This window comes from Kocuria sp. TGY1127_2 (assembly GCF_013394385.1).
Lineage (GTDB): Bacteria > Actinomycetota > Actinomycetes > Actinomycetales > Micrococcaceae > Rothia.
Map to the genome: position 1 here is coordinate 2368505 of NZ_AP022834.1, position 23908 is coordinate 2392412.

The window sequence follows — 23908 nt, forward strand, 5'->3', positions numbered from 1 at the left end:
GGTATGTCGAAGGGGCAAAAACGGCGCATGTACGGTAACCGGGTGGAACCTTCCTCACCGCCGCGGTACGCCGTACAAACACAGAGCCCAGGCACTCGGGCATCCAATGATCAGCCGAGGAGAGCCTCGGCCCACCCTCAGCCTGCATCGGTTTCTTCTCCGCGAACACGTCCCCAGCAGAAATCCTCCGTCGGGGTCATCACCGGCGCACTTCTCGTGGTTTCGATCCTGATGTTCGTCTTCCTCCACGCATGGGTGCTCCCTCAACTGGGAGCGCGCGCCGGCGTGGCCTTGCCGGAACTGCGGCCTCTGGGTTTCCCGTCCGAGGCAAAACGCGTCGCAGACCAACTCGGCGGCCAAGGGCTCCAGGCCTACTCTTCAGTCCATTGGTCTTGGGGACTCGTCACCCCGATTTTCCTGAGCGCCGCGTGGATCGCCATGATCGCTGCTTCCGGGCTCAAGGGTGGTTTGCGCTGGTTCCTGTGGACTCCCCCGATCCTCTTCATGCTCATTTTCCTCGCGGGCAGCTTCACAACCGACGCCGCCCTCGCCGACCCTGCCGGCTCAGGGCCGGCGGTCGCGACGGCGCTCATCCTCATCCGGTGGGTCCTGTTGGTCGTCCTGATCATTGAGGCGGCGTGGCTCGCGACGCGATTGATCCGGGGAAAATTGGACGCTTTTTCTCGAGGCGAGCTCGAGGGCCAGCAACCGGTGCGCTGACCCCCGTGCTCCGGATCAGGCCTGCTTCGAACGATCCAGCTTGCGGGGACGGAAGAAAGCCGCAACCACGGCGGCGAGGAGCACGGCCGCTGCGGGAAGCAAGATACTCTGCCCCATCGCGGTCGCGTACCCGTCACGAAGCATCTCCGGCAATTGGGTACTGCCGGCTGCGGCCTCTCCCCCTTGGGCGGATTGCCCTGACATCTGGGGCAGGTTCGCTGCGATGCGGTTCTCCATCATCATCGCGATCAATGACGAGCCGAGAACGGAGCCGACCTGACGGGTCGTGTTGAAGACGCCGGATCCCGCACCGGCCTGCTGCGGAGACAAGTCGCGCGTCGTCGTGATGGAAATCGGCGCCCACATGCAGGATCCCCCGATGCCCATGATGAACGAGGGAATCAACATGATCCAGATTGATGTATCGGGTGCCATGAAGAACCAGTACCCCACCAGGCCCAGCACATTCATCAGGAGTCCGAAGACTGCGATGAAAGGAGCCCTGGCGGCCGTGATCAAGCGCCCGACGACGGGGGCCAGCACGCCCGAGACGATGGCCATCGGAGCGATCATCAGTGCAGCCTGGGTCGGGGCCATGCCGCGAACGAGCTGGTAGTACAGCATCAGCGGCAGTACGAACGACACGATCATCAGCCCCACCATGCTGATCGCAGAGTTTCCCAAGGAAAAGTTCCTGTCACGGAACAACCCGAGAGGGATCAGTGGTTCTGCCGTGGTGATCTTCTGCCAGACCACGAATAGAGCGAGGAAGATCACGCCGGCGATAATCAGTTCCGGGACCGTGATGGGCCCCCATATCTTGCCCCAGTCGTGTCCGTGGCCTTCCTGGATTCCGAAGACGATGAGGAACATCGCGATGGCGCTCAATACGACCCCGAGGTAGTCCAACTTGTGCCGGTGGATTTCGAGCTTGGGAACTTTCTGCCAGGCACGAATGAACGCGAAGATGCCCACCGGGATGTTGACGAAGAAGATCCATTCCCAGCCCAGGCTGTCGACCAGGAGCCCGCCCAGGATCGGTCCCAGCAAGCTGGCGACGCCGGCAGTCGCGCCCCAGATACCCATCGCAGCACCGCGACGCTCTGGAGGGAACATTCGGGTAATGATCGCCATGGTTTGGGGGGTCATGATCGCTGCACCCAACCCCTGGAAGACACGGGCGACGATGAGCATCTCAACCGTGCCGGACAGGCCGCACCACAATGACGCCAGCGTGAACAGCGCAAGGCCGCCCAAATACATTCGGCCGGGACCGACACGATCACCCAGCCTTCCGGTGACCAACAGAGGCACGGCGTAGGCGAGCAAGTAGGCACTCGTGACCCACACGACCTGATTGATGTCGGTGTCAAAGTGATTCATGATCGCCGGCATCGCGGTGGAGACGATGGTTGCGTCGATCAGGATCATGAAGAACCCGATCACAATGGCCCAGAGCGCACTCCATGCCTGTTTGTCTTCTTTTTTGGGGTCGACGCCCTCACCGCGGGGGGCTTCAGGCAACTCCTCTGCCGGCGGCATTTCCGCGGGGTTCGAAGCGGTGGATGTGGTCTCCCCACGCGCCTTCTCCGGGGTGGCACCGCTGTGCCGCGGAGTGTATTCGGAACTCATAATTCTTCTTTCAGGAAGTCGGTGTGGGGAAAATCTAGGGCCACGTCAGTGCGCCGCTCTCGACGAGATCGATGGTGCGCTGCATGTGGTTGAGCTGTGCTGTCTGCACTTCCAGCAGATAGGTGTCTTCCAGAAGGAAGATCTCGCTGATGTCGGCTTCCCGAGCATGGTTGAGGCGTTCGATCCTGCTCGCGCGAAGCTCGTGCAGTTCCTTGATCCTTTGCTCGAAGGCCCCTCTGACCGTCCTCCACGGAAGTTTGGGTGCGACGGCCAGCGCCACAGGAAAGACCGGATACTCATTCCGAACTTTGGAAAGCTCGGAAATCACCCAGTCTGTCGCGGCCCGTTCGCCGGACGGTTCGAGGGCATACACGGTCCGTTCCGGCCGGTTGCTTTCCCGCTCGATCCGGTCGATTCTGACCAGGCCGCTTTCTTCCAATTTTTCGACGGCGTGGTACAGCGCTCCAGGACTGACTTTGATCACTTGGTCGTCCCCGCGCTTCCTAAGCACCTGGAACATTTCGTACGGATGCATTGGGCCTTCGCGGAGCAGACCCAGCACCGTTACCGCCAACGCTTTGAGTTCGACGCGTCCCCCTTCGGAATATTCCGCGTCAATTATTCTACCCAGAATATATAGCATTGCGAATAGAGGCGCCCAGTCGTTGATGCAATCCAATCAATGCCGCTTCCGCCTTCCACACCCCACAGTCGGGCACCCCAGGGCCGCCGACACATCGCCCGCCCGCTAGGTCTGACCATGAAGTGCTCAAGAAGCAACACAATTTGCATCACGCAGAACGAACCGAGTGGCCTCACCACCCCCGCGCCCCCGTGGGCTGCGCAAGAACAAAAGCTCTCCAAAATTCCCTTCAATTTTGCTTTGATTTAAATCCTTGCGCACACACTCTTCTGCCCCTAAGGTCTGTTCTGTACTTTCAAGTACAGAAAATAAGGAACCATACGAGGAGCGCCGCCTCGGAATGCCATGGCGCCCCATTGTTCCGATAACCCTGTTGTCGGCGCGTGGGAGGTTGCGGCATTTCGGGACGGTACATCCAAGAACCAACACGATGGAGAATCCGTGGATATTGCAGGAATCATCAAAGCAGCTCTCGTCGCGGGCGGCGACATCGTAGCCGTCATCGAGAAGATCGTCTCCGCGATCTTCGGCAACTAACACTGTGAGGGGCGGGCGGATCCTATGAGGTCCGCTCGCCCTCTCTTATTCCACTCGACAAACCGTGGCGCGAGCGGAACTCAGGGCATACTAGCCCGACCCGCAGCCTAACGGATACCCAAACCATGCTTCCGCATCAGAAACGAGAGCAACCCTCTGCCCGGGCCCTCTTCCCTCTCACGCCGGAACCGGCACCAAGAACCACGTAGCGATTCATAGACGGCCCCACGCTGTCGGCACGGGAAGAATCAGAATTCATCGACACGGATCCACAATTCTTGTGCATTTATGGATTACGGTCTTCACAAGGTCGAGATATACAGCTCGGGTTTTCACATATATCTCTCACGGCGAGGTATTGCCGAGGCCATCGCAAGCCGACTGGCGTGCCGGCTATCGCCCCGATCACCAAGAGCGGGCCTGCTCGGTTCACTCGAAGCCCGCCGTCCCCGCAGAATTCAGGCACGACGCACGTGAAACTCCGCACCCCGGAAAAGAATAAGTGCCCTCGAGTGGATTCGAACCACCGACACCGGCTTTAGGAGAGCCGTGCTCTATCCCCTGAGCTACGAGGGCGCACCGCTCTAGTCTACAGGGTTTGCGTGCGATGCTGGAGTCATGGCCGTTTTGATTGACCCGCCTTTGTGGCCCGCGCACGGAACAGTGTTCTCCCATCTCGTATCCGATTCCAGTCTCGAAGAACTGCACGAACTGGTGGGTCGAACCTCAATCAGTCCCAGAGCATTCGATCACGATCACTACGACGTTCCGGCACACTTGATCGACGAGGCCGTCGCCGCAGGCGCCACGCGCGTGACGGCACATGAGCTCACACGCCGTCTCACGGCGTCGGGCCTGAGAATCCCGGCCAAAGAACGACCGGCCAGACTTCGGGGACGCCTAGCGCGCGAGTGGAACACCCTTGTCCCCACAGCCCCCGAGCTCGGGGACATTCTGCTGGATCGATGGGACGCACAGGGTCGCGAATATCACACATCTGTTCACTTGTCCGAGGTCCTCGGAAACGTGCGCGTACTCGGCAACGCGGAGAGCATCGGCCCTGAATCCTCCCGCATCCTGCGAATCGCATCCTGGTACCACGACGCTGTATATCACGGCATACCGGGCGAGGACGAACGAGCAAGCGCCGAACTGGCCGTAGCCCACCTCACCGGGCATGTGGGGACCGCAGAAATCAGTCGCATACAGGCAGTCATCCTCGGAACGATCGATCACACCCAAGCATCCAACGAACCCCTCTGGCCGATCTTTCACGACGCCGATCTGGGAATCCTGGCGGCTTCACGGGGGCGGTACGAGCGATATGTCACCTCGGTACGTCGAGAATACTCCCATGTCCCGGAGGGAATCTTCCGCAGGACCCGTGCCGAAATCCTGGAAGGATTCCTTGGCCAGGACAGGCTTTATCTCACGGACATGGCCAACCGGTTGTGGGAGAAACAGGCTCGCCAAAACCTTCGGTCAGAGGTCGAAGCGCTTCGGACCGAGTGAGGCGGCATGTCAGTCGCGCTTTGATTCGCCGCCCGTACCATTCTCACGGTTCTTACGAGAACGAGAGCGGTTGTAGATGACGGCCGACACGAGGCCGATAATGATGCCGATTCCGCCGACGATGGAGACCCACATTGCGGGGTTGCCGAGCGAGAAGGACAGGATAAGTCCGATGATGATCCCAGGAACCGCACCTGCCACCATGCCTACGGCCATTGCCTGGAATTCTTGATCGCTGCTGCTCTTGGGGGGCTCAAACTGTGAGGGCATGACCTCATGATAGATCGTCAACCTTGGTCCGAGCGCAAAAATGCGACCCCCACTGGTCCACGGGGGCCGCATCGCTCGGAACCGGTAACGGCTCCGAAGTGACGAGCTTTCGCCGTGATGACTCAACTCGCCCAAGGAGGAAAAACCTACTTGTCCAGCATAGTCATAAATTCAACGAGCGAGGCGAATATAGTCGGGAGAATACGCACTCGGGAGATTTGCGCTCAATCCGGCCGTGGTGCCATTTGTCCCCCGCAGACTCTGCGGGGTGACGTGCCGGGAGCGCAGACCCGGAGTGATCGGGCATAAAAAAGGGGCGCCCGGGTTTCCCTCCCAGGCGCCCCTTATTACTCATAAGGCGAAGTCAGTGTGCCGAAATTACATTCCGGGCATGCTGTAGTAGCCGTCAACCGGCATCATTCCGCCGCCGTCAACCGAAGTGATTTCGGTGCCCTGCGAGGGGTTCAATGCGGAGACCATCTGGCCATCACCGAGGTAGATGCCAACGTGCTCGTAACCATTGGTGAAGACGACGTCACCCGGCTGAGGAGCAGAGGTCGGGGTCAGCTGGTTCTTCATCGAGTGGGTGTAGGAATCGAGCTGGACTCCGGACTGTGCGGCGACGTAGGACACGAAGCCCGAGCAGTCCCAAGCCTTGAAGTCCGAGCCGCCCCAAACGTAGGAGCCGCCGATGCCGGCCTTGGCATCCTCAACGATCTTGGCACGATCACCGGAAACGTTGGTGTTGCCCGCATCCTGGGTATTGGACGCCTGAGCACCGTTGTCAACGGCCTGGGTGTTGGATGCCTGAGTGCTGAAATCAGCAGTCTGCACGTTGGAGGACTGCGTGGTGTACGAGGCGTTGTCAGCCGGCGCTGCGGTTGCGAATGCGTTGGCCGGGGCTACCGAACCGGCGATGACGCCTGCGGCGGCGACGGCGATACCGGTGTTGCGGACAGCGTGGGACTGGGTTGCAGCGCGGTGACGAGCAATGTGCTTAGTCATAATAAAAGTTTTCCTCCCTGTGCCTGCGAGGTGAGCTGTCGGGTTCGGATGGGAGACACCCGGTCGCGCAAGCGACTTAACCCCAAGGGCTCTTACAAAGAAGAACCCGTTATTGGGTCCCCCGCCTCTGCCAACGGACGTATCGGTTTTTGGTTCTTCGGTTAGTGGCAGAGCTAGGCGTTCTAACCGAAGGTGCCGTCTCGACCAGTGATTGGCACGAGTTCGAGAGTACACACGGGACACGGAAAAGTCACGTTTTGGTCACGACGATCTGGAGCGAAGAGCGGTCACCGGTTCTGTTCGAGGTTGACGGGCGCCACTTTCGACCTCGAACGAGAAGACTCAATCGGCCGCTGACAAGCACTATTGCAGGGGAGCTGGCTTATCTAGCGGGTGTGACCTGAGACACGGCGTAACACTTAAAATTTTTTCCGTGTCGTATGGCACAGGGTCTTTCAGACGACTTTTCGACCTTCCGAGTGGCCCTCCAGGTCTTTCTCAGCGGTCCTATGGATCACGAAAAGGTCACGAAATGATTAAGCTGGTGGCGTCAAAGGTCAAGATTCGGCCACTTTTTCAACGCACTGATGACCGTGGGGCTATTCCCCCAGCATGCCGCGGGTCTCGTCGAGGTAGCAGGTAGCGCACAGTGATTCGTAGGTCACGGCCTCACCGTCGATGGCTATCTGTGTTCCGGAGAAGACGAAGTCGTCTCCCACGCGCCGGCCATTGAACAAGGCTTTACGTCCGCAACGGCAGATGGTTTTGAGCTCTTCCAAAGTGTGAGAGAGCTCGAGCAATCGGGCGGACCCGGGAAAAGCGCGTGTCTGGAAGTCGGTCCTGATCCCATAGGCAAGTACTGGCACACCATCCAGAACCGCGATGCGCATCAGATCGTCGACCTGAGTCGGCGTCAGGAACTGGGCCTCATCGATCAGTAGACAGGCCACAGGTGGCAGCTCGACGTGCATGTCGAGCCCTCCGTCCTCCCCTTGAGCGTGGTGCCTAAAGGTATCGCGTGCGGAATCCTCAGGGCCCAGGAGGAAGTTGACCTCCCGCTCAACCCCGAGCCGCGACACGATCTGGGATTCGCCTTTGGTATCCACTCTTGGCTTGGCCAAGAGGATGCGTTGCCCCCGCTCCTCGTAGTTGAAAGCAGCCTGGAGCAGCGCAGTGGACTTGCCGGAGTTCATGGCTCCGTAACGAAAATAAAGTTTGGCCACGTCCGGTCAGGCGCCGCGCTTGACGACAATGTGGTCCGCGACCTCCAGGTCCACGTCCACACCGCCTTCTTCCCCATCTACCTGCACGTGAATCGCCCCAACCTTGGGTTGGATACTGATCACGGCGCCCTGACGGAGACCTGCCCGGCCCAGAACCTTCATGATTTCGACGTCCGATTGCAGCACTTCCGGGAAGCGGGCAACCGTGAACCGATCCTCTTCGGAGGAATCCTTGGCGGCAATGGTCAGGGTCACGGTCTTGGGGTCGTCCCTCTCGCTGGTTACGCCCAGCTCTTCGAGGCCCGGAATGGCATTTCCATACGGGGAGAACTTGGGAGAATTGAGCAACTCGACGAGTCGACGCTCGACGCGTTCGCTCATGACGTGTTCCCAACGGCACGCCTCGTCGTGGACGTATGCCATATCGAGCCCGACGACGTCGGCCAGGAGTCGCTCGGCCAAGCGGTGCTTGCGCATCACGGAAACGGCACGGCTGCGCCCCTCTGGTGTGAGGGACAGCGACCGATCGCTCTCGACGTGCACGAGACCGTGGCGCTCCATACGTGCAACGGTTTGAGAAACGGTTGGGCCAGAATGGTCAAGGCGCTCTGCGATCCGGGCACGCATCGGAGTGATGCCTTCTTCCTCCAAATCCAGAATGGTTCGGAGGTACATCTCGGTGGTATCAACGAGGTCCGTCATTGGAGGTATAACGCCCTTCTCGTAATTTTCCTGACTGTATGCCAGTCCATTCTAGGGGCTTAGGTTCATCTTCCGTCGAAGATTCACTCTTGGAGGACTCGACCAAGCACAATGGTGGAGTCAGGACGCAGCAGAGACAGTACGCGTAGCCCTCTGATCATTGGAGCACAACCCGTGACCGAAAACATTGTCATTCCGGAAAATATTCTTCCCGTCGACGGACGCTTCGGCGCCGGTCCTTCCAAAGTTCGCCCCGAGCAAGTCGATGCCCTCGTATCGGCGCAGAACATTCTCGGGACCTCCCACCGTCAGGCTCCGGTCAAGAACCTCGTGGGTTCCGTCCGGTCGGGACTCAGCAACCTGTTCGGCCTCCCCGAGGGTTACGAGGTCATCCTGGGCACGGGTGGGGCGACGTCGTTCTGGGATTCGGCGACTTTCAACCTGGTCCGTTCCAAAGCTGCGCACCTGAGCTTCGGCGAATTCGGTTCCAAGTTCGCGGCCGCTACCGATAAGGCTCCATTCCTGGATCCCTCCGAGATCGCCACGTCGGAGCCCGGAACGCGCCCTGACTTCGCTGCTGTTTCGGGAGCCGATATTTACGCATGGCCCCAGAACGAGACGTCGACTGGGGTCTCCGCCCCTGTTGTTCGCCCAGAAGGCATCGACGAGGGCGCCCTCGTGGTCGTCGACGCGACCAGCGCGGCCGGAGGCATGGCCGTCGACGCCAGTGAGGCCGACGTCTACTATTTCTCGCCGCAGAAGAATTTCGCTTCGGACGGCGGCCTCTGGCTCTCCTTCTTCTCTCCGGCTGCCCTGGAACGCGTCGAAGAGATCGCGGCTTCGGATCGCTGGATCCCCGACTCTCTCAATCTCAAGACTGCCGTGGACAATTCGCGGAAGAATCAGACCTACAACACGCCGTCCTTGGCTAATTTGGTCATGCTCGACAACCAGATTTCGTGGATTTTGGACAACGGCGGGTTGAGCTGGGCTGCCAAACGCACGGCCCGTTCCTCCGATATGGTCTACCGCTGGGCGGAAGCCAGCGAATTCGCGCGGCCCTTTGTCGAGCGCCCCGAGGACCGGTCAACCGTTATCACCACCGTCGATTTCGACGACGCCGTGGACGCCGCGGAGGTCGCCAAGGTCCTGCGCTCTCATGGTGTGGTGGATACAGAACCGTATCGCAAGCTGGGCCGCAATCAACTTCGCATCGCTACTTTCACCGCGATCGACCCCGATGATGTCCAGGCACTCCTGACGTGCATCGATGAGGTCGTTGCGCAGATGGCATAGCCATTTGCCCTTCCGTCGGTTACCGCGGTTCCTGGACTTCGAGGGCCGCGGTGATCGGCGCGTAATTCGCTTCTTTCTCCAGACGTACGAAGCCTCGCCGCGAGCGGTCGAAGGTCAGGTGAAGGTGCTGGCTCCGCCAATACCAGAACAGCCCCAGGACCGCGGTGATCACCCCGGCAACCACCGCCACTCCGAGGCCCCAGCGTGCGCCGAAGACATCGTTGACGACGCCGACCACCGGTGCGCCGATCGGGGTTCCGCCCATGAATACGGCCATGTAAATGCTCATGACCCTGCCGCGCATCTGTGGCTCGGTCGAGACCTGGACGTATGCGTTGGCCGACGTGATAAAGGTCAGCGCCGCGAGCCCCATCGGGACCAGCGTTATCGCGAAAATCACCACGTTGGGCGACAGAGCGGCCAGAAGACACGTCACTCCGAATGCTCCCGAGGCCCCAAAAATGAACCGCAGCCGTGGCCGCTCCCGCTTGGCGGCCATCAGTGTTCCCGCGACGGAGCCCACTGCCATGGTCGAGCTCAAGAATCCGAACTCATTCGCGCCGAATCCGAATTCGCTGGTCGCCATGGCCGCAATGTTGATTGCGGAGTTCATTCCGAAAGTACCGACCAGGAACGCGCCGATCATCACGACCACGATGTCCGGCCGGCTCATGATGTAGGTGATTCCGTCGCGCATCCGAGAGTTGGCCCGTGATACGCGAGGTATGGGCCGCAACTTGGACGTGTCGATCTTCGCGATGGCGCCAATCATGGCCAAGAACGTGACCATGTTGATGAGGAAGACGGGCCCCGAGCCCACGGCCGCAACCAAGACACCGGCGATTGCGGGACCCACCATGCGCGCCGAGTTGAAGGACATCGAGTTCAGCGCGACGGCGTTCGGAAGGTCCGCGTCCGAGACCAGATTGGACACGAACGTCTGGCGCACCGGGGAGTCGAGCGCCGTGATGACGCCGAGCATCAGAGCGAAAATGTATACGTGCCACAGTTGTGCCGCACCGGTCAGCACGAGACCGCCGAGAAGCCCGCCCAGCACGGCCATCGAGATCTGGGTGATGAACAACAGCTTCCGCCGGTCCGCTCGGTCTGCCAGGAGACCCGCATAAGGTGCAAGGAAAAGTTGCGGCAGGAATTGCAAGGCCATCACGATGCCCATCGCGGTGGAGTCCTCGTGGGAAAGGTCGTTGAAGACCAACCAGTCCTGGGCGATTCGTTGCATCCAGGTTCCCACGTTGGAGATGAGGGCACCCGCGAACCACAGCCGGTAATTCGGCACTTTCAGGGACCGGAAGGTGCCACCTCGCGCGGGCTGAGGCTTGACGGTGTTCTGACTAGGCGTACCGGGTCATCTCCTTGTGAGGGGCCGCGATCGGAGGTCGCGTGCCCCATGCGTTCTAGTCCTCGGGTGCGGCAGCCTCCTCGGCATCCGCATCTTCGGACGTGAGCTGATTTGCCTCACGTTCTTGCTCCGCTGTGTGTTCTTCACCGGCGGAGTCCTCGTCCTCGACGGCGTCTTCCGGCCTCAGGCGGTCAGCCCAAGGCACCCATTCGGGAGCGAGCAGGGCGTCGTCGCCGGGCAACAGACCGACTTCGCAGACAGTTGCTTTCTTGGAACGAGGGGCTCTGGCCACGGTCGAGAACCAGAACCAACCGCGGTATCCCGGAAGCGTGCACTCAAATAAGTGGGTGCTGAGCCGGTCTTCCTCGCCACGAATGTGGTGGACCGTGCCGACGGTCGATTCGGGAGTGATCTCCAAGACGCTGCGATACGCGGCCTCTTTCGCCTCTGCCAATACCGCGTCCAAGCGAGTGGTGCGACGCCGCGGCTTGCGCGGATCCCCCAGCTTGGGGCTTTGGATCTCGGCGGTGGACTCGTCGGGTTGTCCCGTGGCCACCGTTTCGTCTTGCGCTGTTTTCGCCATAGCCTTATTAAACCTTGTGACCGGCCGATTTACGCATCAAGGTTGTCAGCGACGTTGCGCAGGATCGTTGCGACCTTACGTCCCACCGCCCGGTCTGGGTAGCGGCCCCGGCGCAAGGTGTTCGACACGCCGTCCAACAACTTGATCAGGTCCTCGGTGATCACTGCCATTTCGTCGGCGGGTTTCCGGTGGTTTTTGACCGACGACGGAGCTTTGTCCAGCAGGCGTGCGGACAGGGCCTGCGCTCCTCGGCGACCCTCTGCGATCCCGAATTCCAAGCGCATTCCCGACTTGACGCTCTTGACTCCGGAAGGAAGAGCCGAAGCGGGCAGGAATACTTCTTGGCCGTCTTCGGCCGTCACGAAGCCGAATCCTTTCGACTCGTCGAACCACTTCACTTTTCCGGTGGGCATGTTCATTTCCTTTGCTTGTCTTGGCGGAGGTTACCCCGATGGCGACGCACACGCGCCCGACGATGATGGCGTCCCTCGTCGAAAGGACTCGCTGTGGTCCTCAACCCAATCCCGCTGCCCCGGCACCGAAGCCACGACGTCGGTACGCACTCGGTACCGAAACGGCCATGACAGACACCTGGGGAGGACCCGTTTACACGAAAGTCTGAAGTAACCATTATACAGCGCCCAACCGTTTTCGCGTGGCCGATCGCGACCTCACGGAGCGGTACCGTTGTAGTCATGAGTAGCTCTCCTTCCTCACACACGCCTCCGCGAGACTCATCCGACTCGGAACCCAAAGCCTCTAATTCGTCCGCCCCGCGGTCAGAGTCCAGGGCTTTCACCTGGTTCGCAGGCCTCGCGGGCGTAATCGCTCTGCTGTGCGTGGTCAGCGGCGTGGTCATGCTCGTTTTGAAGTGGATGGGCCTGCACCCATGGAGCTTCCTGACCCAGTTGCCGCTCATCTTTCTGCCGATAGCCTTCATCCTTTTGATCATTGCCCTGGTCCTGGCCGCCAGACGGCGTCGATCCCTATGACCAGGTGGGGACGGAGTCTTCCGCAGATCGTCATCCAGAGCCGAACCAGCATTCACCTTCGCAACGCTCAGCGTCTACTCAGATACTTGGGTGAGACTTGTTTCTGTGAAAGCACATCAGTCTGAAGCCAAGCTGTTAGTCGTCGACGACGAGCCCAACATCCTCGAACTCCTCGCGACCTCGCTGAGGTTCGCGGGTTTCGAGGTCATCACCGCCGCCAACGGCCGTGAGGCCCTCGACAAAGCGACTGCCGAAGCCCCCGACCTGGCCGTCATGGACGTCATGTTGCCGGATATGGACGGGTTCACCGTGACCCGCAAGATTCGGGCGACCGGTCTCGTCTTCCCGATCCTGTTCCTCACCGCGAAGGACGACACGGAGGACAAAGTCACCGGCCTGACCGTCGGCGGCGACGACTACGTCACCAAACCTTTCAGCCTCGACGAGGTCGTGGCACGTATTCGAGCTGTCCTCCGTCGGACTCAAGCATTGGAGGAGGAAGATTCCCGCCTTCGCGTCGAGGACTTGATCCTGGATGACGACGCCCACGAGGTCTACAGGGGCGACCGGGAGATCGATCTGTCCCCCACGGAGTTCAAGTTGCTCCGTTATCTCATGCTCAATCCGAATCGCGTTCTGTCCAAGGCACAGATCCTGGACCACGTATGGGAGTACGATTTCAACGGCGACGCGTCGATCGTGGAGTCGTATATTTCCTATTTGCGCCGCAAGATCGACAACGACAAGTCCCTTCCGCCGCTGATTCACACGAAGCGCGGCGTCGGCTACCTGTTGCGGACGACCAAGCACTAAATAGTGGTGTACTCCGTTACCAACCGGGTACGTCAATCCAAATTGGGTGCGCTGTCCCTGCGCACCCAATTGGTCATGCTGACCGGATTTCTGCTGGCTCTGGCCATCGCCGTCACGAGTCTTGTGGCGATCTCCGCACTTCGCGGACAGCTCGTGCAGCAAATTGATTCCGAGATGAAGTCCAGCGCCTCGTCGCTCACCAAATATCTGGGCAACGACAAGGCCGTATCTTCAGATGGGCCTGGTTTCCGCTATTCCGCGTACCTGATGGATTCGGACGGCAACCTCGTGAGCTCCATTGTCGCCGACGACGGACATTCCTCGCCGCGCCTCAACGGTTGGAACCACGACAACGGGCTCAGGTACAACGGACAGGGTCTCACCGTCCCGAGCAACAGCGGGGACACCGAGTGGAGGATCCTCCCACTGGCCACTGATGACTCGGGGTACACGGTCATCATCGCAACGCCGCTGACCCAGACCAATGCCGTCGTGACCTTGGTCGGTCTGCTCACCCTGGCTTTCGGCTTGGCCACTCTAGCCGCCGCAGCCGCACTAGCTTGGGTGTTGGTCACCCGCGCATTCGAGCCCTTGGCTCGAGTCGAACGGACCGCAGCCCGCATCGCGGCAGGCGATCTGTCCCAGCGCATCGAGCGTCACGACCCCCGAACCGAGATCGGCCAGCTCTCTTTGTCGCTCAATGTGATGCTGACTCGCATTGAAGAAGCTTTCGACGCGCAGAAGCGCTCCGAAGTCAAGATGCGTCGGTTTGTCGGGGATGCTTCCCATGAGCTGCGGACTCCTCTCGTTTCGATCCGAGGCTATTCGGAGCTGTACCGCCACGGGGCGTTGCAAACGGATGAAGACGTCGCCAAGGCCATGGCACGGATCGAAGCCGAATCGAAGCGCATGGGGCAGTTGGTCGAGGATCTCCTGATGTTGGCCAGGATCGATGAACGCCGCCCTCTGGAACTGACCCAGGTAGATCTCCTCGATCTCGCACAGGACGCGGCGGACGACGCCGCAGCTTCGGCGCCCGAACGTGACATCTCGGTCATCGGCTTGGAGCCCGGCCCCGGTCTGCCCGCTCCGGTTCGGGGGGACGAGCCCCGTCTCCGCCAAGTTCTCGCGAATTTGGTAACCAATGCGCTGCGATACACCCCTGATGGAAGTCCCATCGAACTCGCGGTAGGCTCGCGGCCCGGAATTGACGGAAAATACATTTCCGTCGTGAAGGTCGTGGATCACGGGCCCGGTATCCAGGGCGATGACATGCAAAAAGTCTTCGAGCGTTTCTACCGTTCGGATACGTCGCGTGCACGCGATACCGGAGGCACAGGCCTCGGACTCGCAATCGTTGCCGCGATAGTAGCGCAGCACGACGGGTCGGTTCGTGTCGAAGAGACTTCCGGTGGCGGTGCCACCATGGTCGTGCAGATTCCGCAGCTCTCCGACAACGACGAGCTGAGCCATCCCCAGACCGGCAATATTTCGTCCTGAGCTGCTATGAGTCCCCATTCGTTGGGTTCCAGCACACCCGCGGACTCACGACAGGTGGCCACATCGTAGTCTCCTGTCACCGGCCGCAACCGGTCGGGTAAGCGGCGCTCAGCGCCTGATTCAGGAGGGAATAATGGCCCAGTTCGTGGTCGATTCAGAAGTCATTGCTGCCAAGACTGCCGAGGCACGCGGTTTCATGGAACGCATTTCGTCCGAGGTCAACGGGATGACCGCTTCGTTGCCGGATCTGCAATCCAGTTGGACAGGAACCGCATCCGTGAATTTCCAAGAGGTCTTGGCCATTTGGAGGTCGACGCAGGCTCAAGTCGAGGAATCCATCACGCATATCAACACCGCGCTGTGCAACGCGGGCATCAATTACGCCGAGACGGAAGCTGCGAACGCCTCGCTCTTTGCTAGTTAGTGGAGCGCGGCTAGGCCTCGAGGGTGTCCTGCCGCATAGACAGTGCCCAGTCTCCACGTGGTGTCCGGGCCCATAGGCTCGACCGCAACGCCGGTCCTCTCGTGGTCTCCACACGACTGACGACCAAGCCCGAGTCTTCGGTAGCGGCGCTATTGCGCAGATACTCCGGCTCCGATCGAAGGCCGAAGGCCTGCTCGGGATAGTTGATAGCTGCTGTGCGATCGGCCAGGCGCCCTCGGACGGTGACCCAGATCAGGTCATCCGCTAGCAAGCGTTTGAGGCTCCCCGGGTCAGTGTAGGTCTCCGCTCGGTTGAGGAGCCGCTCGTGCTCCAGGGCCGATTCCGCCGAATTCTCCTGCGGGCGGGAGGGTTGGTCCCCCGTTGTCGTGGACGCGTTTTCCGCGGAAAGTACCTGCGTTTCGAGCGGCGTTCCTTCGGATGAAAAACCTGGCCCGGGATCCGGGTCCTGGCCGTGTTGAAATGCGGTCGCAGCGGCTCGGGCCCGGTCGTCGGCCGCCTCGTTGAGTTCGTGGCCTGCGTGACCTTTGACCCATTCGAATTCGTACGTGCGCCCGATCATCGCCAGGTCCAGTTGTTCCAGGAGGTCCCGATTCAGGACAGGTTTTCCGTCCTTCTTCTTCCACCCTTTGGCTTTCCACCCTGGCATCCACCGCGTGATGCAATTGATCACGTATTGGCTATCGCACAGAATCCGCAGCGGCCGGTGCGGGTGATCCGCAGTGGCCTCCAAGAGGGCGAGAACTGCCTTCAGCTCTCCCATGTTGTTCGTGCCGTACGGCCATCCCCCGGCTTCCCAGCAGTCGTCGTTCACATACCAAGCCCAACCGGCTGGGCCAGGGTTACCCAGTGCCGAACCGTCGGCCGCCGCAATGATCGGAGCATCCGATCCGGCGTCTTCGACCGTTGAGGTCGTTTTGCCTGGGCCGATATTGGGGGGATCGCTGCTTGCGCCGGGGCTGCTCATACGGCCCACTTTACCGGGCAAGATCATCTACATCTTCGAGTCGCAGTCCCAGTGCGGCCAAGAATGTAGAGAGTTTTATCGCCGTTTCGTGATGTTCTCCGCCGGCAGTCGATCCGTCGACGATGCCGGCTCCCGCGCACAGCGTCGCCCGACGCGCACCCACCCGTCCGCTCCGCAGATTCAGTGCCCATTCTCCGTTGCCGTCGGCGTCCATCCACCCAACGAGGCCTCCGTAGTATCCCCGCTCGTAGGGCTCTAATTCGCGGATGATCTCCAGGGCGGCACTGCGCGGCATGCCACATATCGCGGGTGTCGGGTGGATGGCTCGTGCCGCGTCCAAAGCCGTGATTCCTTGTTTGAGCTTTCCGCTCATCGGAGTGCCCAAGTGCCACAGTTGCGGAGTTGCCACGAGTGTCGGCACAGGTGGCACGTTCAAAGATTCGCAGAGTGGTTCGAGTCGTGCCGTGATGTCCTGGACGACGGTTGCGTGCTCGGCTCGGTCCTTGGCGGACTTCAACAGCGCCTCTCCGGCTTGTGCGTCTTCCGTGGGCCCGGACGCGATCTGCCGTGAGGCGGATCCGGCGAGCGGGTGGGTCGAGCACTTTCCGTCGTGGACTCCTACCACGAGTTCCGGACTTGCACCCATCACGTACTCCCCTGTCGACGGGTCCCGGACCGTAAAGACGTAAGCGGAAGGGTTTTGCGCCAGAAGGTTGCGATATACCGCGCCGGGTTTCAAGGCGTGGGCTTCGTAGACGAGTTCAAGCGCCCGAGACAGCACCACTTTTTCCAGTGATCCTTCGTGAATACGGGTAACGGCCGATGTCACGGCGTCGCGGTAGAGCTGGCTGTCATAGCCGATGACGCTGGTAGGACGTGCAGCTTCCGACGTTGCCTGGATCGCAGGGTACCGTGAACTCCATGTGAAGCGTTCGGGCACACACAACAACGACTTTTCGTCCGGGTCGAAGGGCAGCATCCCCACGACAATGGAGCCCCGCTCTCGAGCGATTGCTTGGCATTCGTCTTCAGCAACCGGCAATAACTCACCCGAAGTCTGGAGCGTCCCCCGTTGGGTCGACATCGCGAAATCAGGCAAGGTCTTCCGGCCAATCTCCTGCTCTGGGGTCGCGACCGCAGCCACGGAGTGCGGAGGGGTGAGCCCGTCCGTGTGATCGGTGCTCCTGCGCTCCGTGTAACTCATCTGTGTCTTCCTCTTTTGCAATCGCGACTATCCATCAGAGTATCGCTCGCTATTAGCCCGCGGCGGCCTGAGGTACCGCCCCAAGGTCTCGGAGATCCGGATAGCCCATCCGACGGTACTATCAAGACCGTCTGCCAGAAATCCGTGCGCCGCTGCGGATCATCAGGGCTGAAACGTCACCGGGAACGTTCCAAAAGGACCATCGTTTCGTAGTGATTGGTCTGAGGAAACATGTCGAACATCCTGCCAACCTGTGGTCTGAAAGACGTCATCCTTTCGAGGTCCGCGGCCAAGGAGCGGGAATTGCAGCTCGAATACATGACCGTTTCAATGTCGCTGGATTCGATCCATTCTGCCATCTCAGCTCCGATGCCCCTGCGCGGAGGATTCACCACGAGCATCTCCGGCGCTTCAGAGGACCCGACGGCGAATTCGCTGGCGTCCCCGTCGACAAATACGGTGTGTCTCAAATTTGCCTCGGCGGCACTCTCCCGGGCAGCAGCAATGGCTTGGTCATTGATCTCAATACCGACGACCTCGGCGGCTTTGCCCAGCCGCTGGGCGGCGTGCAGCGCAAATCCCCCGACGCCGCAGAACAGGTCCCACAGCGACTCGGGCGCCTTAGAGGCCGCCCACTCTGCCGCTTGGTTGTACATCCCGCCGGCAATTGTCGAGTTCGTTTGGAAAAATCCCTGTGGACGCAGATACAGCCGGATACCGTTGAGCTGCATCGGCAAGAGCTGCTGATCGGTCAGAGGTATTTCCTCAGGTCCTTCCAGCACCGCCTTGTGTTCACGGAGAATATTGGCGCTGACGACCCGGATATGAGGCAAGGCCTCCAGGAGCTCGGGCAACGCGCGTCGAAGGGGGACTACCAGCTTCTTGCTGCGGAGCACGAAGCGAATCATGGCCTCGCCGTCGGGCGAGACGGTCACAAGAACACTCTTGAGCTCACCGCGGCGCGTTCGTACATCGTATGGAGTCAGCGAATGGTGCGTGATAAATCGCCGGAGAACCGGCATGCACTTCAGGATCGAGTCGGGGTACAGCCCACATTCGGACAGGTCGACCCCGTGGCCGGCGCGGTCGAGAATTCCCAACCGCGGCCGATCGACAGGCCCGGAGACGACCATCTTGGCTTTGTTGCGGAAAGCCGCCTCGTCGCTGCTGACCGGTTCCAGCCAATGGAGCTTCGTGTATCCGGCGAACAACTGTTCGACGTGTGCCTGTTTGCCCTCAAGCTGCACCTGGTACGGAGTCCCCATCAGGGAGCAAGAACGGCACAGACCGGCGTCGAAGTAATCACATTGCATGGTGAATCTATGTTAACTCTTGGCTTCGCTCTTGATCGGCCGGGTCAACGGTCGGCTTCCGTTAGTCCCTGTCGGGCGTAGCGGACGGCTTTTTCGCCGGCGGAACCCAAGAGCAAAGCGCACGTGAGCCAGATGGCACCTGCCGGGCCCACGGGGGCGACCACGGCTCCGGCTACCAGTGGAATCGCCACTTGTCCCACTCGATTTCCAGTCAGACGTACGGCGAGAGCTGGTGACCTCCACGTCTCGGGAACAGATTTGATGATCATGGTCATTGTCAGGGGCTGGGCCAGACCGATGAAGAAGCCTCCCACGAGCAGCAGGAAAAACGCCACAGGCAGGAAGGAAATCAACGGGGGCACCGCGGCGACGGTGAGGGAACCCAGAATCAAGGACACCAGGACCAGTTGTGTCCGGTTCCAGCGCCGAGAGAGCACGGAGATCATTGATCTGGAGACAATTGACGAAAAGCTGCGAACGGCTAGCAAAATGCCGATCCACAGTGGGGCGACTCCTGCTTGCTCGCCCACGAGCGGCAGGAAAGAAGTCAGGATGTCCATGATGGAGAGCATCGCGAGTGATGCCAAGATGTGCGAAGAGACTCCCGGGGTCTTCAAGATGCCCAGCGTGGTGGCTTTCTGGGCTGCGGGACCGTTCGCAGGGGCAACCACAGATCGACGCGTTGCTGCGGGCGGGGTACTCGGGGCCGATACCTTGGCTCTCGCGATCGGCAACACCATGAATGTGATGGATACCAAAGCGCAGACTGCGCCAATCCACGAGGCGATGGATATGTCATGGAGTCTCTGCGACTGGGTCGGGTTCGCGTGAAAACCGAGGACCCAACCACCGATCAGTGGTCCGACAAGCTGTCCCGCGGAGAGGCCTGCGGTGGTCCAGCCGAACCCCTGGTCCAGTCCTGAGTCCGTTGCGTAGCGCGAGACCGCTGATTGTGAACCGATTTGGGATACCAAATGGCCCATCCCGAAGATAATGCTGGCACACGCAATCGTGCCCACCCCGTTGACGACGGCGAGCATCGCGGTCCCGAACGCGATAAGCAGGCCGCCGCTGAGGACCAGGAGCCTGAGCCTCTTGATTCTCTGCGCCAGACGTCCCATCGATATCGCGGCGAATACGGGAACGATCGCGTAAGCGGACGTCACTAAACCGATCGTGAAAGGTGGGGCTCCCAGTGCAATGAGTTTGTAACTCATCTGCGGCCTTGCAATATTCAAACCGGTTTGTGAGAGGAACATAAAAGCCACGAGGGCCCACAACCATGCTCGGCTTTGCTTGTTCCCCACTACCAACCCCTGCTTCGTCTCCCCGATCACCGATTGACCACCTTACGCTGGCCGTAAAACATGACGCGATGTAGTTACAGAACCCTTGGCCACTGAGCTTCCCCCCCCAGCTGCGCATGTACGGATGCATGAAGAGGCCCCGCACGAGCCGAAACTCGTGCGGGGCCTCCAAGGATTCAAAAGAACCGGTCGAACGACCAGTGGCTACATCATGCCACCCATGCCGCCCATACCGTCCATGCCCTCGGCACCGGCGCCGGCATTCTTCTCCGGCTTATCGGCCACAACGGCCTCGGTGGTGAGGAACAGTCCAGCGATGGAAGCAGCGTTCTGCAAAGCCGAACGAGTGACCTTGACCGGGTCATTGATGCCCGCGGTCATGAGGTCTTCGTACTCCCCTGTCGCCGCGTTCAAACCGTAACCCTGCTCGAGGCCACGCACCTTGTCTGCGACAACGCCTGGCTCGAGACCAGCGTTGCTGGCGATCTGCTTGAGCGGAGCATCGACCGCAACCTTGACGATGTTGGCGCCCGTGGACTCGTCACCCTCAAGGCTGAGGGTCTCGAACGCACGTACGCCTGCTTGGATCAGTGCGACACCGCCGCCGGAGACAATGCCCTCTTCGACGGCAGCCTTAGCGTTACGAACCGCGTCTTCGATGCGGTGCTTGCGCTCCTTGAGCTCAACCTCCGTAGCGGCCCCGGCCTTCAAAACCGCGACGCCGCCCGCGAGCTTGGCCAGACGCTCCTGGAGCTTCTCGCGATCGTAGTCGGAATCGGTATTGGCGATCTCCGCACGGATCTGAGCGACGCGGCCTTCGATTTCCTCAGCGGAGCCAGCGCCATCGACGATGGTGGTCTCGTCCTTGGTCACGACAACCTTGCGCGCCTGTCCCAGAAGGTCCAGAGAAGCGGTCTCGAGGGACAGCCCGACCTCTTCAGTGATGACCTGTCCACCGGTCAGCACGGCGATGTCGGCAAGCTGAGCCTTGCGGCGGTCGCCGAAGCCGGGAGCCTTGACGGCGACGGATTTGATGGATCCACGCATCTTGTTGAGGACGAGCAGGGCGAGAGCCTCGCCTTCTACGTCCTCGGCGATGATCAGCAGTGGCTTGCCCGACTGCATGACCTTCTCCAGTACGGGGACGAGGTCCTTCACATTGGAGATCTTGGAGTTCACGATGAGGATGTAGGGATCCTCGAGGACTGCTTCCTGGCGGTCGGCGTCGGTCACGAAGTAACCGGACAGGAAGCCCTTGTCGAAGCGCATGCCCTCGGTCAGTTCGAGATCGAGACCGAAGGTGTTGGACTCCTCGACGGTAATGACGCCTTCCTTGCCGACCTTCTCCATCGCCTGGGCGATGAGCTTGCCGATCTCGGGGTCACCCGCAGAGATCGAGGCGGTAGCAGCGATCTCTTCTTCGGTCTCGATCTCCTTGGCGGAAGAAAGCAGTTCCTTGGTCACTGCCTCAACGGCCTTTTCGATGCCACGCTTGAGGGACAAGGGGTCGGCGCCCGCCGCGACGTTGCGCAGGCCCTCGCGAACCAGAGCCTGGGCCAAGACGGTTGCGGTGGTAGTGCCGTCGCCCGCGATGTCGTCAGTCTTTTTGGCAACTTCCTTGACGAGCTCGGCGCCGATCTTCTCGTAGGCGTCTTCGAGTTCAATTTCCTTGGCGATCGATACGCCATCGTTGGTGATGGTGGGTGCGCCCCACTTCTTCTCGAGCACAACATTGCGCCCGCGGGGCCCAAGGGTAACCTTGACGGCATCGGCGAGGGTGTTCAGACCCTTTTCGAGTCCGCGGCGTGCCTCTTCATCAAAAGCAATCAGTTTTGCCATGGTGGCTTACGTCCCTCCTGGACGGTAGACGGATGCATCAACCACGGTGCCCGCGACGGACGGCTGGTGAACACTCCGCGCTCGGGGCGTCGCATTCCCACACCTCACCGTGGTGACTGTGTCTTTTGCCCATCGATCCGCGATGCTGCCCGCGCCGACGAAGCGTGTGCGTTCTCCGCGCGAGTTTTTTAGCAGTCGAGGAGGATGAGTGCTAATTCCAATCTTGGCACCCGGACGGGGAGAGTGCAAACGATGTCCACAGAGGTTGAGGACTCTTCGCTCACAGCACATCCCAGACAACGTGCCAGGCGCCCCGGTGCCCTGGTAGACGGCGACAACCTTGTCCCAGGTTACTGCTGGCTGGTCGAATCGCCCTGAGACCCGCCGGAACTCGAAGAATTCGCCCCGTCTCCTTCGGACAGGACCACGACAACTTGGTAGGAGTACCCCGCGGCCTGCTTGACGTCCTTGATATCGAGCTTTTGAGCTATTGCTTTCGCCTGCTCATCATGACCCTGGGCGTAGTAGACCACCGAGGATTTCTGTGCCTGACCGTCCCAGTTGCTGACGTCAGAAACCGTCCAGCCGGCATCCGTCAGAGTTGTGGCGGCTTTGGTCGCGGTACCTTCCTTGGAGCTGTAGTTGTATACGCCGAGGGTTGTCGACGCATCCGGTTTGGCCGTTGAGGATTCATCCGACCCCGGCCCGGATTCCGAATCGGAGGGGGATTCCGATGCGGAGCCCGAATCCGAAGCTTCTTGGCTGCTGGACGAGGATGCGGACGAACTCGCGGCATCGGGGGACGCCAGTTTGGGAGACAGCAAGAAGAACACTCCGCCGATGATGAGGGCGCAAATACCTGCCACGATGAGGGCGGCCAGTTGCTTGAACCCGCCGCTCTTCTCCGGCAGTTCACCCCGGTATGCGCCCCGACGGGGCGAGTCCACGGGGACGTCGTCGAATTCATCGTGTTCGTACTCGGCCATCAAAGTCCTCGTCATATATGGGGTGCGCACGCTCGCTCACGCACCGGTCAAGCGTCAAGAATATCTGCCCAGTCTGGTCATTCTCTGCACATTGCGCCGGGAGGGGTCAAAGATCCCGCCGTTCCCGGAGCCTACGGGTCAATGCCGGCTCTTCTCGCACGGCACGCACATCGTCGATCAAACGGTTCAGACGCATGTAGTACTCGGTGGCCGACATCCCGAGTTCTTTCCGAACCGCACGCTCTTTCGCCCCCGGGTACTTCCAGGTTCTTTTTTCCATCTCAAGAATGGCGCGCTCTGCTTCGGTCAAGGTTCCCACGAAGATAGTCTAGGGACGACCATCGTCGTTCACGAATTTCAGGGAGCCGTCTTGCCGATCCAGCCGCTGTCCGACATCATGGCCCAGGATTGGGCCGAAGCCCTTTCTCCTGTCGAACCGACCATCCGGAAGATGGGGGATTTCCTGCGGTCCGAGCATGCCGCCGGCCACCGGACTTTTCCGACCTCGGAGAATATTTTCCGGGCCTTCCAGGAACCCCTCGACTCGGTCAAGGTACTGATTATCGGTCAGGACCCGTATCCGACGCCGGGGCACGCAATGGGTCTGTCTTTCTCGGTCCAACCCGACGTGCGCCCGCTCCCCCGCTCCCTGGGAAATATTTACAAAGAGATGGAGTCCGACCTCGGCATCCCGGCCGCAAGCCACGGCGACCTGTCGTCGTGGGCTTCTCAAGGAGTCATGCTCCTGAATCGTTGCCTTTCGGTTCGAGAGGGCGAAGCGGGTTCACATCGCAACCAGGGCTGGGAGCTCGTCACCGACGCCGCTATCCAGGCCCTTGGCGCGCGGAAGAAGCCCCTCGTCGCGATTCTCTGGGGCCGCGACGCCCGCAATGCCGGCGCACAACTCGGCCCTGATGTACCCAAACTCGAATCCGTACATCCGTCGCCCTTGTCCGCGTCTCGTGGGTTCTTCGGATCATGCCCCTTCAGCAGGGCCAATCGAGAACTCGAATCGTTGGGGCTGGACCCTGTGGATTGGCGCATTCGGTAGGTGCGGCGGTC

Annotated in this window: 25 protein-coding genes, 1 tRNA gene and 1 riboswitch; of the genes, 9 read left to right on the top strand and 17 right to left on the bottom strand. The window is 60.5% G+C overall.

From position 1 onward, the window contains the following. Positions 1–27 precede the first annotated feature (27 nt). The gene (locus sake_RS10600; protein WP_178946011.1) at positions 28–720 is read left to right on the top strand and encodes a hypothetical protein; all 693 of its coding nucleotides are present in this window, start codon (positions 28–30) and stop codon (positions 718–720) included. A gap of 15 nt (positions 721–735) precedes the next feature. Here the strand turns inward: sake_RS10600 and sake_RS10605 are convergent, their stop codons facing one another. Both sake_RS10605 and sake_RS10610 read right to left on the bottom strand, forming a co-directional pair. Continuing rightward, a complete protein-coding gene (locus sake_RS10605) occupies positions 736–2352 on the bottom strand; it encodes a DHA2 family efflux MFS transporter permease subunit (RefSeq protein ID WP_255411267.1) in 1617 nt (538 codons plus the stop codon). 34 nt (positions 2353–2386) lie between these two features. Beyond that, entirely contained in the window at positions 2387–2995 is a 609-nt protein-coding gene (locus tag sake_RS10610) for a PadR family transcriptional regulator (RefSeq protein WP_129360790.1), read from the bottom strand. Positions 2996–3340: 345 nt separating this feature from the next. Here sake_RS10610 and sake_RS10615 point away from each other — a divergent pair, with 345 nt between their 5' ends. Next, on the top strand, positions 3341–3532 hold the full coding sequence (locus sake_RS10615; protein ID WP_129360791.1) for a hypothetical protein: 192 nt from the start codon (positions 3341–3343) through the stop codon (positions 3530–3532). Between the two features lie 503 nt (positions 3533–4035). Here sake_RS10615 and sake_RS10620 read toward each other — a convergent pair. Then, a tRNA-Arg gene (locus sake_RS10620) sits at positions 4036–4108 on the bottom strand. Between the two features lie 42 nt (positions 4109–4150). Between sake_RS10620 and sake_RS10625 the strand changes: the two genes are divergently transcribed. Next, positions 4151–5044 (top strand): DUF4031 domain-containing protein, encoded by an 894-nt coding sequence (locus sake_RS10625; protein WP_178946013.1) that lies wholly within the window; start codon positions 4151–4153, stop codon positions 5042–5044. A 9-nt stretch (positions 5045–5053) separates the two neighbouring features. Here sake_RS10625 and sake_RS10630 read toward each other — a convergent pair whose 3' ends face one another. The 4 genes from sake_RS10630 to sake_RS10645 all read right to left on the bottom strand — a co-directional run bounded on the left by sake_RS10630 (position 5054) and on the right by sake_RS10645 (position 8244). After that, complete coding sequence (locus sake_RS10630) at positions 5054–5314, bottom strand: hypothetical protein (RefSeq protein WP_129360793.1); 261 nt, start codon at positions 5312–5314, stop codon at positions 5054–5056. A 378-nt stretch (positions 5315–5692) separates the two neighbouring features. Next, entirely contained in the window at positions 5693–6319 is a 627-nt protein-coding gene (locus sake_RS10635; RefSeq protein WP_129360794.1) for a C40 family peptidase, read from the bottom strand. Between the two features lie 8 nt (positions 6320–6327). Then, a riboswitch (cyclic di-AMP (ydaO/yuaA leader) is annotated at positions 6328–6477 on the bottom strand. 441 nt (positions 6478–6918) lie between these two features. Further along, positions 6919–7542, bottom strand: coding sequence for a thymidine kinase (locus sake_RS10640; protein ID WP_129360795.1), 624 nt, complete (start codon positions 7540–7542; stop codon positions 6919–6921). Between the two features lie 6 nt (positions 7543–7548). Further along, on the bottom strand, positions 7549–8244 hold the full coding sequence (locus tag sake_RS10645) for a metal-dependent transcriptional regulator (protein WP_129360796.1): 696 nt from the start codon (positions 8242–8244) through the stop codon (positions 7549–7551). Between the two features lie 174 nt (positions 8245–8418). Here sake_RS10645 and serC point away from each other — a divergent pair, with 174 nt between their 5' ends. After that, positions 8419–9540 carry a phosphoserine transaminase gene (gene serC / locus sake_RS10650; protein ID WP_243155685.1) on the top strand — a complete coding sequence of 374 codons (1122 nt, stop codon included), beginning with the start codon at positions 8419–8421 and terminating at the stop codon, positions 9538–9540. A gap of 19 nt (positions 9541–9559) precedes the next feature. Here serC and sake_RS10655 read toward each other — a convergent pair whose 3' ends face one another. From sake_RS10655 to sake_RS10665, 3 genes are all read right to left on the bottom strand, one after another. Then, positions 9560–10837, bottom strand: coding sequence for an MFS transporter (locus tag sake_RS10655; RefSeq protein ID WP_238147726.1), 1278 nt, complete (start codon positions 10835–10837; stop codon positions 9560–9562). Positions 10838–10955: 118 nt separating this feature from the next. Further along, positions 10956–11483, bottom strand: a complete 528-nt coding sequence (locus sake_RS10660) for a DUF3027 domain-containing protein (protein WP_129360799.1) — start codon at positions 11481–11483, stop codon at positions 10956–10958. A gap of 29 nt (positions 11484–11512) precedes the next feature. After that, complete coding sequence (locus sake_RS10665; protein ID WP_129360800.1) at positions 11513–11896, bottom strand: cold-shock protein; 384 nt, start codon at positions 11894–11896, stop codon at positions 11513–11515. Between the two features lie 282 nt (positions 11897–12178). Between sake_RS10665 and sake_RS10670 the strand changes: the two genes are divergently transcribed. The 4 genes from sake_RS10670 (at position 12179) to sake_RS10685 (ending at position 15212) form a co-directional block, all read left to right on the top strand. After that, on the top strand, positions 12179–12475 hold the full coding sequence (locus sake_RS10670; protein WP_129360801.1) for a hypothetical protein: 297 nt from the start codon (positions 12179–12181) through the stop codon (positions 12473–12475). Positions 12476–12580: 105 nt separating this feature from the next. Further along, entirely contained in the window at positions 12581–13288 is a 708-nt protein-coding gene (locus sake_RS10675) for a response regulator transcription factor (RefSeq protein WP_129360802.1), read from the top strand. Positions 13289–13363: 75 nt separating this feature from the next. Beyond that, a complete protein-coding gene (locus sake_RS10680; RefSeq protein ID WP_129360858.1) occupies positions 13364–14788 on the top strand; it encodes a cell wall metabolism sensor histidine kinase WalK in 1425 nt (474 codons plus the stop codon). A 133-nt stretch (positions 14789–14921) separates the two neighbouring features. Further along, positions 14922–15212, top strand: a complete 291-nt coding sequence (locus sake_RS10685) for a WXG100 family type VII secretion target (protein ID WP_178946015.1) — start codon at positions 14922–14924, stop codon at positions 15210–15212. A gap of 10 nt (positions 15213–15222) precedes the next feature. Here sake_RS10685 and sake_RS10690 read toward each other — a convergent pair whose 3' ends face one another. The 7 genes from sake_RS10690 to sake_RS13480 form a co-directional block, all read right to left on the bottom strand. After that, positions 15223–16197, bottom strand: coding sequence for an RNase H family protein (locus sake_RS10690; protein WP_129360804.1), 975 nt, complete (start codon positions 16195–16197; stop codon positions 15223–15225). A gap of 10 nt (positions 16198–16207) precedes the next feature. Then, positions 16208–17401: an isochorismate synthase MenF gene (locus tag sake_RS10695; RefSeq protein ID WP_178946016.1), complete on the bottom strand. Its 1194-nt coding sequence runs from the start codon at positions 17399–17401 to the stop codon at positions 16208–16210. A 176-nt stretch (positions 17402–17577) separates the two neighbouring features. After that, complete coding sequence (gene rlmC, locus sake_RS10700) at positions 17578–18714, bottom strand: 23S rRNA (uracil(747)-C(5))-methyltransferase RlmC (RefSeq protein WP_129360806.1); 1137 nt, start codon at positions 18712–18714, stop codon at positions 17578–17580. A 44-nt stretch (positions 18715–18758) separates the two neighbouring features. Further along, positions 18759–19973 carry an MFS transporter gene (locus sake_RS10705; RefSeq protein ID WP_129360859.1) on the bottom strand — a complete coding sequence of 405 codons (1215 nt, stop codon included), beginning with the start codon at positions 19971–19973 and terminating at the stop codon, positions 18759–18761. Between the two features lie 252 nt (positions 19974–20225). Further along, positions 20226–21860: a chaperonin GroEL gene (gene groL / locus sake_RS10710; RefSeq protein WP_178946017.1), complete on the bottom strand. Its 1635-nt coding sequence runs from the start codon at positions 21858–21860 to the stop codon at positions 20226–20228. 350 nt (positions 21861–22210) lie between these two features. Continuing rightward, complete coding sequence (locus sake_RS10715) at positions 22211–22846, bottom strand: LytR C-terminal domain-containing protein (RefSeq protein ID WP_178946018.1); 636 nt, start codon at positions 22844–22846, stop codon at positions 22211–22213. A 106-nt stretch (positions 22847–22952) separates the two neighbouring features. Beyond that, a complete protein-coding gene (locus tag sake_RS13480; RefSeq protein WP_238147728.1) occupies positions 22953–23165 on the bottom strand; it encodes a DUF3263 domain-containing protein in 213 nt (70 codons plus the stop codon). A gap of 78 nt (positions 23166–23243) precedes the next feature. Here sake_RS13480 and sake_RS13485 point away from each other — a divergent pair, with 78 nt between their 5' ends. Continuing rightward, a complete protein-coding gene (locus sake_RS13485; RefSeq protein WP_243155778.1) occupies positions 23244–23897 on the top strand; it encodes a uracil-DNA glycosylase in 654 nt (217 codons plus the stop codon). Positions 23898–23908: the final 11 nt, after the last annotated feature.

What these genes read in the sequence shown, in the direction of transcription:
- sake_RS10635 (WP_129360794.1), bottom strand. Translation starts at nt 6,319, where the DNA reads ATGACTAAGCACATTGCTCGTCACCGCGCTGCAACCCAGTCCCACGCT.
- sake_RS10660 (WP_129360799.1), bottom strand. Translation starts at nt 11,483, where the DNA reads ATGGCGAAAACAGCGCAAGACGAAACGGTGGCCACGGGACAACCCGAC.
- sake_RS10630 (WP_129360793.1), bottom strand. Translation starts at nt 5,314, where the DNA reads ATGCCCTCACAGTTTGAGCCCCCCAAGAGCAGCAGCGATCAAGAATTC.
- sake_RS10605 (WP_255411267.1), bottom strand. Translation starts at nt 2,352, where the DNA reads ATGAGTTCCGAATACACTCCGCGGCACAGCGGTGCCACCCCGGAGAAG.
- sake_RS13485 (WP_243155778.1), top strand. Translation starts at nt 23,244, where the DNA reads ATGGCCCAGGATTGGGCCGAAGCCCTTTCTCCTGTCGAACCGACCATC.
- sake_RS10645 (WP_129360796.1), bottom strand. Translation starts at nt 8,244, where the DNA reads ATGACGGACCTCGTTGATACCACCGAGATGTACCTCCGAACCATTCTG.
- sake_RS10705 (WP_129360859.1), bottom strand. Translation starts at nt 19,973, where the DNA reads ATGTTCCTCTCACAAACCGGTTTGAATATTGCAAGGCCGCAGATGAGT.
- sake_RS10665 (WP_129360800.1), bottom strand. Translation starts at nt 11,896, where the DNA reads ATGCCCACCGGAAAAGTGAAGTGGTTCGACGAGTCGAAAGGATTCGGC.
- sake_RS10685 (WP_178946015.1), top strand. Translation starts at nt 14,922, where the DNA reads ATGGCCCAGTTCGTGGTCGATTCAGAAGTCATTGCTGCCAAGACTGCC.
- sake_RS10715 (WP_178946018.1), bottom strand. Translation starts at nt 22,846, where the DNA reads ATGGCCGAGTACGAACACGATGAATTCGACGACGTCCCCGTGGACTCG.
- sake_RS10600 (WP_178946011.1), top strand. Translation starts at nt 28, where the DNA reads ATGTACGGTAACCGGGTGGAACCTTCCTCACCGCCGCGGTACGCCGTA.
- sake_RS10670 (WP_129360801.1), top strand. Translation starts at nt 12,179, where the DNA reads ATGAGTAGCTCTCCTTCCTCACACACGCCTCCGCGAGACTCATCCGAC.
- rlmC (WP_129360806.1), bottom strand. Translation starts at nt 18,714, where the DNA reads ATGCAATGTGATTACTTCGACGCCGGTCTGTGCCGTTCTTGCTCCCTG.
- sake_RS10695 (WP_178946016.1), bottom strand. Translation starts at nt 17,401, where the DNA reads ATGAGTTACACGGAGCGCAGGAGCACCGATCACACGGACGGGCTCACC.
- sake_RS10615 (WP_129360791.1), top strand. Translation starts at nt 3,341, where the DNA reads ATGGCGCCCCATTGTTCCGATAACCCTGTTGTCGGCGCGTGGGAGGTT.
- sake_RS10690 (WP_129360804.1), bottom strand. Translation starts at nt 16,197, where the DNA reads ATGAGCAGCCCCGGCGCAAGCAGCGATCCCCCCAATATCGGCCCAGGC.
- sake_RS10625 (WP_178946013.1), top strand. Translation starts at nt 4,151, where the DNA reads ATGGCCGTTTTGATTGACCCGCCTTTGTGGCCCGCGCACGGAACAGTG.
- sake_RS10680 (WP_129360858.1), top strand. Translation starts at nt 13,364, where the DNA reads ATGCTGACCGGATTTCTGCTGGCTCTGGCCATCGCCGTCACGAGTCTT.
- sake_RS10610 (WP_129360790.1), bottom strand. Translation starts at nt 2,995, where the DNA reads ATGCTATATATTCTGGGTAGAATAATTGACGCGGAATATTCCGAAGGG.
- groL (WP_178946017.1), bottom strand. Translation starts at nt 21,860, where the DNA reads ATGGCAAAACTGATTGCTTTTGATGAAGAGGCACGCCGCGGACTCGAA.